This window comes from Clostridia bacterium (assembly GCA_034926675.1).
GTDB lineage: Bacteria > Bacillota > DTU025 > DTU025 > DTU025 > JAYFQW01.
Genome location: JAYFQW010000001.1, coordinates 103,239 through 115,259, shown reverse-complemented (window position 1 = coordinate 115,259; position 12,021 = coordinate 103,239). Strand labels below are relative to the sequence as shown.

9 protein-coding genes and 1 pseudogene are annotated in these 12,021 nt (G+C 59.3%); all 10 read right to left on the bottom strand.

The genetic code is table 11. The annotated features are described in order from the left end of the window. Positions 1-114: 114 nt before the first annotated feature. Entirely contained in the window at positions 115-714 is a 600-nt protein-coding gene (gene tsf, locus VB144_00540; protein ID MEA4882144.1) for a translation elongation factor Ts, read from the bottom strand. Between the two features lie 218 nt (positions 715-932). Beyond that, a pseudogene (rpsB, locus tag VB144_00535) lies at positions 933-1,613 on the bottom strand (30S ribosomal protein S2). A gap of 175 nt (positions 1,614-1,788) precedes the next feature. Further along, complete coding sequence (gene codY / locus VB144_00530; protein ID MEA4882143.1) at positions 1,789-2,556, bottom strand: GTP-sensing pleiotropic transcriptional regulator CodY; 768 nt, start codon at positions 2,554-2,556, stop codon at positions 1,789-1,791. 121 nt (positions 2,557-2,677) lie between these two features. Beyond that, on the bottom strand, positions 2,678-4,075 hold the full coding sequence (gene hslU, locus VB144_00525; protein MEA4882142.1) for an ATP-dependent protease ATPase subunit HslU: 1,398 nt from the start codon (positions 4,073-4,075) through the stop codon (positions 2,678-2,680). Positions 4,076-4,090: 15 nt separating this feature from the next. Beyond that, positions 4,091-4,639: an ATP-dependent protease subunit HslV gene (hslV, locus tag VB144_00520; protein MEA4882141.1), complete on the bottom strand. Its 549-nt coding sequence runs from the start codon at positions 4,637-4,639 to the stop codon at positions 4,091-4,093. A gap of 47 nt (positions 4,640-4,686) precedes the next feature. Then, positions 4,687-5,577 (bottom strand): tyrosine recombinase XerC, encoded by an 891-nt coding sequence (gene xerC / locus VB144_00515; GenBank protein MEA4882140.1) that lies wholly within the window; start codon positions 5,575-5,577, stop codon positions 4,687-4,689. 92 nt (positions 5,578-5,669) lie between these two features. Beyond that, a complete protein-coding gene (gene trmFO, locus VB144_00510) occupies positions 5,670-7,043 on the bottom strand; it encodes a methylenetetrahydrofolate--tRNA-(uracil(54)-C(5))-methyltransferase (FADH(2)-oxidizing) TrmFO (protein MEA4882139.1) in 1,374 nt (457 codons plus the stop codon). Next, on the bottom strand, positions 7,033-9,159 hold the full coding sequence (gene topA, locus VB144_00505; protein MEA4882138.1) for a type I DNA topoisomerase: 2,127 nt from the start codon (positions 9,157-9,159) through the stop codon (positions 7,033-7,035). The genes trmFO and topA overlap by 11 nt, the downstream gene beginning before the upstream one ends. Positions 9,160-9,281: 122 nt before the next feature. Further along, on the bottom strand, positions 9,282-10,469 hold the full coding sequence (locus tag VB144_00500) for a DNA-processing protein DprA (GenBank protein MEA4882137.1): 1,188 nt from the start codon (positions 10,467-10,469) through the stop codon (positions 9,282-9,284). Next, positions 10,462-12,009, bottom strand: a complete 1,548-nt coding sequence (locus VB144_00495) for a YifB family Mg chelatase-like AAA ATPase (protein MEA4882136.1) — start codon at positions 12,007-12,009, stop codon at positions 10,462-10,464. The genes VB144_00500 and VB144_00495 overlap by 8 nt, the downstream gene beginning before the upstream one ends. Positions 12,010-12,021: the final 12 nt, after the last annotated feature.

Here is a 12,021-nt window from a genome sequence, read left to right as displayed (position 1 = left end):
TCGGATTCGGCATAATGCGGCAGTCTCCTGCGGCTCCGAGCCAATAATGGAGTACAGTCAATCGAACACAGAAAGGAGAGAACACGAACGTGTTCTCTCCCTTTGCTGCACATACTATAGAGCCTCTCCACGCTCAAACCTGGCGAACCTCCGAACGGTGATGTTTTCCCCAATGGCGCCTATGGCCTCTCGGACCAAGTCGCCCACTGTCCGCTCGGGATCGCGTATGAACGCCTGGTCGAGCAGGCATGATTCCTGGTAGAACTTCTCAAGCCGACCCTCGACGATCTTCTCGGCGAACTTCTCGGGCTTGCCCTCGTTTATGGCCTGACTGCGGTATATGCTGCGCTCCCGCTCGACCACATCAGCCGGAACCTGGTCTCGAGAGACGTACAGCGGCCGGGAGGCTGCAATCTGCATCGCGATGTCCTTCACCAAGGACCTGAACTTCTCGTTCTTCGCCACGAAGTCGGTCTCGCAGTTGACTTCGACAAGCACGCCGATTCTTCCTCCCATATGGATGTAGGAATCGACAACGCCTTCGCTAGTCTCCCTGCCGGAACGCTTCGCAGCCGCAGCAAGCCCGCGCTCACGGAGAATGGTGACCGCGCGCTCCAGATCGCACTCTGCGTCGGAAAGCGCCTTCTTGCAGTCCATCATCCCGGCGCCCGTTCGCTCGCGAAGCTCCTTTACCATGGATGCGGTGATTTCCATTCGATGGGGTCCCTCCACATTCATCAGACGCCGGTCGCGGAGGCGTCTTCACATGCTCCGACTATCGCCGGTGCTTCATCAGCTGCATCGGCGTTGCCAGACTCCTCCACCGTTCTTGCGTCGGCGCTTGCCACAGGCGTATCGAAGGCCTTGATCGGGCGGCTGTCCGGTATCTCCACCGTTCTTGCGTCGGCGCTGGCCACAGGCGCCTGGTCGAGCCCTTCACGTCCCTCGATCACGGCGTCGGCCATTCTCGATGTGAGAAGCTTGACTGCGCGGATCGCATCGTCGTTCCCGGGAATCACGTAGTCGATCTCATCCGGATCGCAGTTGGTGTCGACAATAGCTACGATCGGTATACCAAGCCTGCGCGCCTCGGCGACTGCGATCCTCTCCTTGCGCGGGTCGATGATGAACACCGCATCAGGAGTGCTCTTCATATCGCGTATGCCGTTCAGGTTCTTCTGGAGTTTCTCCCTCTCGGCCACGAGATTCAGGACTTCCTTCTTTGGAAGCACATCGAACGATCCGTCCTCCTCCATACGCTCGAGGGTCTTCATCCGCTCCACCCGCTTGCGGATGGTGGCGAAGTTCGTGAGCATGCCGCCGAGCCAACGCTCGTTCACCCAGAACATGCCACAGCGCTGGGCCTCCTCGGTGACTGTGTCGTGAGCCTGCTTCTTAGTGCCCACGAAGAGGATGGTTCCTCCGTCCACGGAAGTAGATCGGACGAACTGATACGCTTCCTCTACCTTCCTGACTGTTTTCTGGAGGTCGATGATGTATATGCCGTTCCTTGAGGTGAAGATGTACTTAGCCATCTTAGGGTTCCAGCGCCTCGTCTGGTGACCGAAGTGCACGCCCGCCTCGAGCAACTGCTTCATCGTTATTACTGCCATGGGTATCACCTCCCTCCGGCAGCGGTTTTCCCTCCGACCCCTTCATCCCCGAGCTCACCAGCACAATGGGCTGGCACCGCCGCTCAGGTTCAAGGTCGTGTGTAATCGCACAACGAGCAGTATATCACAGGTGCGAAGGCTCTGCAATCGCTACCGCCGTGCGCATCATGACCTGTTAGCGTGCTCGGAGCTTGTCAAGCTCCTCGAACAGCTTATCGTTAAGAACCCTTATGTACGTGCCCTTCATCCCAAGGGATCTCGACTCGATCACACCTGCACTCTCGAATTTCCGAAGCGCATTCACTATCACTGACCTGGTGATCCCGACGCGGTCGGCGATCTTCGACGCCACAAGCAGTCCCTCATCTCCGGCAAGTTCATCGAATATGTGCTCGACTGCCTCCTGCTCCGAGAAGGACAGTGTATTGAGGGCCATCTGAACTGCGGAACGCTTTCTCGCTTCCTCTTCGAGTTGCTCGCTCCTGGATCTTAGCAGCTCGATCCCAACCACCGTTCCAGCGTATTCGATGATGATTATGTCATCATCGACGAGGCCATCGTTGGGCCGGGTGAGAACTAGAGTGGCGATGCGCTCGCCTCCGGCGTACACCGGCGACAACGTGAGCCACACTTCCCCGACAGCTCCAAGTTCCTCAGCTGCCGCTCTCGCTAGGACGCCCTTCGGCGCGATATTCGCGGTAGTCTCAAAGAATCTCAGCAGCTCATCGCCTGCCTCCCTTGGCAATGCGCCGGTCTCCGCCCCTTCTTCGGGAGCTAGTGCCATGGACTGGCCAAGGATTCTGCCATTCTTGGCGATGATGAACACCTGCGATGAGACTGCCTCCGCCAGCGCCTGCGATAGCTCTCCAAAGTCCACCGAATACGATGCTGTATTCTGTATTAGCCTGTTCAGCCTGCGTGTACGATCTAATAGCGAACTCACCTTGGAACCCCCTTTTCACGGGCAACAGACGACGTGCCGTGTGCTTCAAATTGATCAAACGGTGCTGCTGTTTTATATTGTCCAACGATTCACGTCCTAACGCGGGGGCACGAGCGATACACTACAGAATGTATGCAGAAAGGTCCGGGCTGGCTTTCACCTGCGCGAGTTTGGCACTCACGTAGGCCGCGTCCACCACTACTGCGCCCGCTTCTTCTGGAGCATTGAATGACACATCCTCCAACACCTTCTCCAGAATGGTGTGGAGCCTTCTTGCCCCGATATTCTCGGACGTGGAGTTGACTCCATCTGCAGTTCTAGCTATCTCCTCTATGCCGTCTTTCGTGAATGAGAGTTCGACGCCTTCCGTAGACAGAAGAGCCGAATACTGCTTCGTTAGAGCGTTCCTTGGCTCGGTGAGTATCCTCACGAAATCGGCCTGGGTGAGGCTTCCGAGCTCCACCCTGATAGGGAACCTTCCCTGAAGTTCGGGGATAAGGTCCGACGGTTTCGAGATGTGAAACGCACCAGCCGCCAGGAACAGCATGTGAGCTGTCCTCACCGGACCGTGCTTGGTTTGCACGGTCGAGCCCTCTACGATGGGAAGTATATCGCGCTGAACCCCCTCTCGTGATACATCAGGGCCAGCCCCCTGCCCCTTCGACGCGATCTTGTCGATCTCGTCGATGAAGACAATCCCGGACTGCTCCGCCCTGGAGATCGCCTCAGAAGTTACCTCATCCATGTCAATCAGCTTCGCAGCCTCTTCAGAGACAAGGATTCTGCGCGCTTCGCGTACAGGCGCCTTCCGGCGCCTCCTCTTTGCTGGAAGCATCCCGCCCAGGATGTCCTGCAGGTTCACCCCCATTTCCTCCACACCGGAGCCCGAGAACACCTCAATCATCCCTGGTGATTGATCATCAACCTCGACCTCGATCATCTGATCTTCAAGCTCTCCCCTGGAAAGCTTGGCTGCCATCTCCGCCCGTCTAGCCATCACGTCGGCGGTTCTGGCTTCGTACGCCTGATCGTCTCCTGAGTCCTGCGCAGCGCCGGGCCCGAAAAGGGCGGCGAACGGATTCTGAACCTGCCGTTGCCTTGCCGGCATGGGAACGAGCAGTTCGAGCAGTCTCTCCTCGGCCATGGCAGCGGCCCGCTCCTTGACCATCTCCGCCTTCTCGGCTTTCACCATTCGTATTGACGTCTCAACAAGGTCGCGGATGATGCTGTCGACATCGCGGCCAACATAGCCCACCTCAGTGAATTTGGTGGCCTCCACCTTCACGAAAGGGGCGTTGGTTAGGCGTGCAAGCCTCCGGGCGATCTCCGTCTTGCCCACACCAGTAGGCCCTATCATGAGGATGTTCTTGGGAATAATATCCTCCCTGAGCTCTCCGCTCAGCCGAAGCCGCCTCTCGCGGTTACGCAGCGCAATGGCGACGGCTTTCTTGGCGGCGGCCTGCCCCACGATGTACTTATCGAGTTCACGAACGATCGCAAGCGGAGTAAGATCCACCATTGCGGCGCCTCCTGCCTACAGTTCTTCGACTGTGATGTGGCCATTTGTGTATATGCAGATCTCGGAGGCAATCTCAAGGGACTTTCTGACTATCTCAGACGCGCCGAGAGATGTGTTAGCTGCGAGAGCTCTCGCAGCAGCAAGAGCGTACGCGCCGCCAGACCCAACCGCCGCTATGCCGTCGTCAGGCTCCAGAACCTCTCCGCCCCCAGAGAGCAGCAGCATTCTCTCACCGTTGGCCACGATCAGCATGGCCTCGAGTTTCTGCAGGACTCGGTCCGTGCGCCACTCTCTCCCCAGTTCCGCAGCGGCGCGTGTGAGATTGCCCTTGTACTCTGAGAGTTTCTTCTCGAAGCGCTCAAGAAGGGCAAGCGAGTCCGAAACCGAACCTGCAAACCCTGCTAGGACTGTGCCTTCACCGATCACCCTAATCTTGCGCGCCTTGTGTTTGACAACGGTGTTGCCCAGGGTAACCTGCCCATCAGAGCCTATGGCGCACTTGCCATCGCGCAGTACTCCGATCACGGTAGTGCCACAGAAACGGCGCTCCTCAGGCCCATCCATGAGCTGATCCACTCCTCCATCATAATCAGCGATACTCCGGGGCTTGGCTATGCCCGTGGATGGGCCTTCCGGTACACCCTGTACAGCCGTTCCCTTGAAACGCTGGTGTATATCTGAGTCGTTGAGATATCCGCATGTCCGAGAAGCTCCTGCACCACCCTAAGATCCGCTCCCGAGTCCGTCAGATGGGTCGCAAATGAATGCCTCATCGAGTGGGGCGTTGCAGACATCGGAAGACCGGCCTTCAGCAAGTATTTCTTCATGATTCGCTGAACTGATCTCCCTGAGATCCTTCCGCCGCTCCTGTTGAGGAAGATCGCCGTGCAATCCGAGGAACGAGCCATATGTCGGCGCGCCCCTGTCAGATAGTCATCTAGAGCAGCGACGGCACTCGATCCAACAGGCGCAATCCGCTCCTTTGCCCCCTTGCCCAACACCCGGACTGTACGGGCTTCAGCGGAGTAGTCCGCAAGGTCAAGACCGCACAGCTCAGAAAGCCGGATACCAGACGAGTAAAGCAACTCGATAATGGCGCGGTCCCGGAGTTCGGCAGGGGAGTTGCCCCGAGCGGCCTCGATGAGCCTGACCACGTCGCCCACCGGAAGCGACCTCGGGAGCCTCCTCGGTCGCTTCATCTGGGCCATGGACAGAGCAGGGCTCACATCGATCACGCCTTCCCTCGCGAGGAACCTCAAGTAGGACCGGATCGAGCTGAGCCGCCGGCTCACAGTAGCGGGGCTCATGCCTCGCAACTGACTCGCCGCCAGATACCTGCGGAGAGTTCCCTGGGTTATCGACCCAGGATCCGACTCCTGCACACCTGCTGACTCACAGAAATCGATGAACTGCGAGATATCCCTGGAGTACGCGTCCACCGTTCGCGGGGACAAGCCACGCTCCATGGCAAGATGCTCTACGAACTGCTCGAGATACGGCATCAGGGTCACCTCATCCCGACTGACAATCGAATTCTACCGCACGTGGTCCAGACGATCAACCGTTGCTGCCAGTGCTCTGTCCGGATCCACCGTCAGACAGCCGAAAACCCGGCAGAGCGCATTTCGCGTACGGCTTCGACCACTTCATGCATTGCTGATCTTGCAGCCTCGATTTGACCCTGCCGTCGGTCCTGCTTCTTGGTTCCGCTCGGGGGCGCCGGAAGTAGGCCGAAGTTTACGTTCATGGGCTGGAATTCGCCTCTTGGATGAGTGCATATGTAACTGCACAGGGCGCCGATGGCGGTCGCGCGCGGGAAGATCAATGGCTCAAGCCCCCGAGCTAGCCTTGCAGAATTCAACCCCGCCACGAGCCCCATGGACGCCGACTCAATGTAGCCTTCAACACCAGTGATCTGCCCGGCCATGAGCACCTGACGGACGTGTGGCCCGCCTTCTGCGGCATCCTCACCGGAAACAGCCTTCAGTTGCAGTGTGGGCAGGAGATGAGCAGGTGAATTGATGTACGTGTTCCTGTGCATCATCCCGTACCTCACGAATTCAGCGTGCTCCAATCCAGGTATCATTCTGAACACCTTGCGCTGTTCGGGCCTTGCAAGCCTCGTCTGGAACCCCACAAGGTTGAAAAGGGATCCCGGAGAATTCTCCTTGCGCAGCTGCACAACTGCGAAAGGGCGGACCCCTGAGCGTGGATCGGCTAGCCCAACGGGTTTCATGGGGCCGTAGGATAGGGTGTCCCGTCCGCGCCTGGCGATCTCCTCCACTGGCATGCATCCCTCAAACAGCCGAAGGGATTCAAATCCGTGCATCTGAGCGACTTCAGCACGTGTAAGCGCATTCCAGAACGCATCGTACTCCTCTTCGCTCATGGGGCAGTTCACGTAGTCGGCCTCGCCCTTGCCGTATCGGGACGCCCAGAATACCCGCGACCAATCGATGGACCCACCATCAACTATCGGGGCTGCGGCATCGAAGAAAAACAGCTGCTCCTCGCCGAGAATCCGGGCGATGCAGCTTAAGAGAGCAGGTGACGTAAGTGGGCCGGTCGCTATCACTGTGATGCCTTCGTTCGGTATTTCAGTCACTTCGCCCCGCACTATCCGAACGTTAGGGCACGCCTCAAGCCGCGCCGTGACCGCCTTTCCAAATAGCTCTCTATCCACGGCCAGAGCCTGACCTGCAGGGACACGAGTCGAATCGGCGCATTCCAGAATCAAGGAACCTAGTGCCCTAAGCTCCTCTTTGAGAAGACCTGGAGCCGCGCCATCCCGGTCGGCGCCAAGCGAGTTGCTGCACACGAGTTCTGCAAAGTGCGGACTGGAGTGGGCTGGGGTGGTTACGACTGGGCGCATCTCGAATAGCGTCACCGAACAGCCCATCGAGGCCGCCTGCCAGGCGGCCTCGCTTCCTGCAAGGCCGGCGCCGATTACGGTGATATCACTCCGCAACTATGTTCGCCTCCGAATGAGCGCTATCCGGGCTGCCCTTCCCCACACGCCACTTGTGAGCGCAGGATGGATTCGCGCACGAGTAGCTGTCGCCGGTTTTCCCCTGGCGCACCGTGGCGAAGGCGCCGCACTTCGGGCAGTCAACGCCTGAGGGGGGCATCCAGGATGTGAAGTCGCAGTTCGGGTAGTTCGCGCAACCGTAGAAGACCCTGCCCTTCTTCGACCGCCTCTCGAACATGTCGCCTCCACACTTCGGGCACTTCGCATCGAGTTTCCGAGCCATGCTGCGCCGGTATGTGCATTCCGGATATGCTGGGCATGCGATGAACTTCCCATACCGGCCAGTCTTGATCACCAACATCGATCCGCACAACGGGCATGGCTCATCGGTTAGCTCGTCCTCAACCTTCACCCTCTCCACAAGTGCGTCCGCCTTCTCGAGGCTTTCATGGAAGGGCCTGTAGAAGGCCTCTATCGTCGCGACCCATTCCGCGTTCCCCTCTTCGATCTGGTCGAGCTCCTCCTCCATCCTCGCAGTGAACTTCAGATCCACAATGCTCGGGAAGTTCGACGTAAGCAAGTCGCACACTGCAAGCCCAATCTCAGTGGGTTTAAAGTGCTTCTTCTCCGTCGTGGCGTATTCCCGCTTCCTGAGGGTCTCGATGATCGGGGCGTATGTGGAGGGACGGCCCACCCCGTTCTTCTCCAGAGTCCTCACCAGAGTCGCCTCCGTGTACCTAGGCGGAGGCTGAGTGAAATGCTGCTCGGGCTTGAGCTCAACCAGGGTGAGCCGCTGCCCTTCGGAAAGCTCCGGAAGCGCCTGCTCTTCAGGGCGTTCGCTTTTTTCGTCATCTCTGCCCTCAGTGTAAAGTGCAGTGAACCCGGGAAACTTCACGGTCTGCCCGGTGGCGCGGAATAGCCGTTCGCCTGCTGCAATGTCAACCGTTTTGGCCTCATAAAGGGCATCTGACATCTGGCTTGCCGTGAATCTCTCCCAGATCAGCCTGTAGAGCCTGACCTGGTCGCGGCCGAGAGCGCCTGAGAGGCCGTTGGGATCGCGCCATACCATGGTTGGGCGCACGGCCTCGTGCGCGTCCTGTGCGCCGCTCTTGGCCTTGTACTCCCTGGGGCTGTTCGGCACATACTCTGCGCCGTATCGTCCTTTCACGTACTCCCCGGCGGCCGCCTGGGCCTCAGCTGCGATACGCGTGGAGTCAGTTCGCATGTACGTGATCAGTGCGACGTGTCCCTCACCTGCCACCTCTACCCCTTCATAGAGCTGCTGGGCTATTCCCATCGTCCGCTTGGCGGAGAAACCCAGTTTCCTCCATGCCTCTTGTTGAAGCGTACTTGTAGTGAATGGAGGCGCAGGCCTCTTCGCCTGCTCCTTGACTGATATGGACTTCACCTTGTAGTCGACCCCATCGAGTTCACTTGCGACCTTGTCGGCCTCTGCCTTGGCGATCCGACCATCGTCGCCCGCTATCAGCCGTGCCTGAAACCTCTGGCCTCGTGCATCCGGAGAGAGCACAGCAGTAATCGTCCAGTACTCCTCTGAAACGAATTTCGCGATCTCCCGTTCCCTGTCGCATATGAGCTTCAGGGCAGATGATTGCACGCGTCCTGCAGAAAGGCCGCGGCGGATCTTGCGCCACAGGAATGGGCTGAGGTTGTAGCCCACCAGCCGATCCAGAATGCGCCTGGCCTGTTGCGCGTTCACACGTCCTGAGTGGATGCGCCTTGGGCCCTTGATGGCGCTCTTCACTGCGTTCTCAGTTATCTCGTTGAACTCTATCCTGCAGTTCGACTCCGGATCTACATTCAGGATCTGTGCGAGATGCCAGGATATGGCCTCGCCCTCCCGGTCTGGGTCTGTTGCAAGGAGGATCCGATCCGATTTCCTGGCCGATTCCCTGAGTTCGCGGATGACATCGCCCTTGCCGCGTATGGTTATGTATTTCGGGGCGTAGCCGTTATCAACGTCAACGCCTAGTTGGCTCTTGGGCAAGTCCCTCACGTGGCCAACCGATGCTCTAACAGTGTACTGGCGGCCTAGGAACTTGGATAGGGTCTTCACCTTCGCCGGCGACTCTACAATCACGAGGGTCTTGGCCATACAGGCACCTCCAGGGGCAGAATGTCAGGAACAGTTTAACTCAGCGACTACCCGAGGTCAACACGCATGCGCGGTTCTCGCCCGCTGCATAAGAGCACTGCCCTAAGCTCGCATCTCGTCGGTCAGCGCCTGCTGAACCTCATTCCGGCTTCCCTTCTGATCAGGCCGAACAACTCAAGCCGGGAGAGGCATGCCAGAAGGTCGCTCGTGGGCATGCCCACCGATGATTGCACCGCGTCGAACTCGGTCCCAGATCCAATCACATCGTACACTTCGGATTCCACAGGGTCCAGCCGATGAGTCGGCGCGGGCTGCCTTGGGGTCGGCATTCCATGGCCACCGCCATTGCTCCTCCCGCCCTCAGACGGAGGGTGCAAGCCGAATTCCCGAAGGACATCCCATATGCTCAGCAACATCGTAGCTCCCTCCGCCATCAGTGAGAAAGGCGCCTGCGAAGTCGGTTTGTTAATGTCGCCGGGAACCGCGTATACACTCCTGTTCTGCTCGGCTGCGAGCCGTCCCGTTACAAGAGCTCCGCTTGCCAAGGTCCCTTCCACCACTATGCATGCCCTTGATACTCCGCTCATGATCCGGTTCCTTGAGCGAAACGTAAGCCTCGAGGCGGGGCATGCCCACGGGAAGGGCGATGCAATGCATCCGTTCTCCGTCACCTCGGAGACAAGCCTGCGCAATCTCGATGTCATGTTGTACCCGATTCCCGCTCCCAGAAGCCCCATTGTAGGGCCTCCATGGGACGTCGCTCCGCGGTGAGCAGCAGCGTCGATCCCTCGGGCAAGCCCACTAGCAACCCCAATGCCCACTCTAACGAGGGCGCCCGCGAATGATCCTGCCATGTTCACGCCGTACCCGGTGGCGTCCCTTGATCCCACTACTGTAACCCACGGATTACCAGCAAGCCCCACAGACCCGAGGACGTAGAGGAGAATGGGCGGGTCGAATATCTCACGCAACAAGGGGGGATAGCCTGCCGCGGGAACAGCTACTATTGATGCTCCAGCGCTTGCCGCAGTATCCGCCTCCTTCATCCCCTGCCCGATGGGATCCCGAAATGAAGAGGCCCATCTCCAACCATCGGCACTGACATATGAGGGCTTCACTCCTCCGCCCGCTGCCGCCCGTGCTGCCATCTGGGCTGTTCCGTAATCCTGCAGCAGCCTGCAGAATGTGGCAGGTCCCACCCCGGGCGCCATGTTCCAAAAGATCCATGCCGCAAGCTCCGGCCCATCCGGAGCATCGAATGCGCTCATGAATCTCCCTGGATGGATGTAGCAGGCGCCATCATCAGTCATCTGGATCCACCTCAGCACCTGCGCAGCCGATCGCAGGCTCGAGCATCCGATACTGAAGCGCCTCCAGGGCATGCTCCTCTGCTATTGATTCGGATCCATCCAGGTCGGCTATTGTCCTAGCAACCTTGATGAGCCTGTGGTAGGTTCTCACTGAGAGGCGCATGGTTCGAACAGCCTCGACCAGAGTCGCGTGGGCCTCAGCGCGAAGGTGCGCCTTCCTCTCTATCTCGTTCGCGCCCAGCCTGGAGTTCGTCTCACCCTCACGTCCGTACCGCGCCTCCTGTAACCTTCGGGCATTGCCCACAGCCTCGCGTATCTCCGATGATGACCTCCGGTCGTCGCACATGCGCAGATTATCCCAGTTCACCCTGGGAACCTCGACCTGTATGTCGATTCGATCCACCAAGGGGCCGCACAGTCGCCTCCTATGCCTCGCCAGTTGTACGCCAGTGCATACGCAACGGCGCTCACTGTCCCCGTGGTTTCCGCACGCGCATGGATTTGCCGATGCGATCAACATGAAACTGGAGGGAAACGTGACAGCAGCACGTGCCCTTGACACGGTGATGACCCCAGCCTCCATCGGACTACGTAGGCTTTCTAGGACCGGCCTCGGGAATTCGCAGAACTCATCGAGATACAGCACGCCTGCGTGGGCAAGTGTGACCTCGCCCGGCATTGGAGGGCTGCCGCCGCCCAACATCCCAACCAGGGTAACTGACGGGTGGGGCTGCCTGAATGGACGCACGGTGGCAATTCCGGCAGCCATGTCAGATCCAGACACGCTCTTGACGCAGGATACCTCGATCGCCTCGCGCATGCTCATTTCGGGCAGAATCGATGGAACGCAGGATGCCAAGAGAGTCTTGCCGCCACCTGGAGATCCCACCATGATCAGATTGTGTCCGCCGGCCACCGCGACTTCCAACGCTCTTGCCGCGGAACGCTGTCCGATCACACACGAGAAATCCGGCCCTGCCCCAAAAGATTCCTTATCGTGCCCACGCCTTTGAGGAAGGGCTGGGCGCGCTCCCGTATTCAGATAACGAACCGCCTCGCAAAGGGTTCCCGGCGCCAGCACGTCCAGGTTGCCGATACACTTCGCCTCCTGCGCGTTATCAGGCGGCACCAGGGCGGCGCCAAGCCCGCACTGCCAGGCAGCGGCAGCGGCAGGAAGCACTCCGCGCACAGGACGGACGGACCCGTCGAGCGCGAGCTCTCCGATGAGCGTCGCCCGCTCCAGGCGACTTTCGGGGACAGCCCCTACGGCTGCTAGGATGGACACTGCTATGGGCAGATCCAGGCCCACTCCGACCTTTCTCACGTCGGCTGGCGCAAGGTTGACTGTTATCCTGCCCATGGGAAACTCGAAACCGGAGTTGCGTATGGCCGCCCTCACCCGCTCGCGCGACTCCCTGACTGAAGGGTCAGGAAGCCCCACGATTTCGAAGGATGGCAGTCCGCGGGCGACGTCGACCTCCACCTCCACCATGAGCCCGGTGATGCCGCGCACTGCACATCCATGCGCACGAGCAAACACGCTCCTACCCCC

Coding starts and splice junctions, on each gene's coding strand:
- tsf (MEA4882144.1), bottom strand. CDS start 714: ATGGAAATCACCGCATCCATGGTAAAGGAGCTTCGCGAGCGAACGGGC.
- hslU (MEA4882142.1), bottom strand. CDS start 4,075: ATGGTGGATCTTACTCCGCTTGCGATCGTTCGTGAACTCGATAAGTAC.
- hslV (MEA4882141.1), bottom strand. CDS start 4,639: ATGGATGGGCCTGAGGAGCGCCGTTTCTGTGGCACTACCGTGATCGGA.
- xerC (MEA4882140.1), bottom strand. CDS start 5,577: ATGCCGTATCTCGAGCAGTTCGTAGAGCATCTTGCCATGGAGCGTGGC.
- topA (MEA4882138.1), bottom strand. CDS start 9,159: ATGGCCAAGACCCTCGTGATTGTAGAGTCGCCGGCGAAGGTGAAGACC.
- VB144_00500 (MEA4882137.1), bottom strand. CDS start 10,469: ATGACTGATGATGGCGCCTGCTACATCCATCCAGGGAGATTCATGAGC.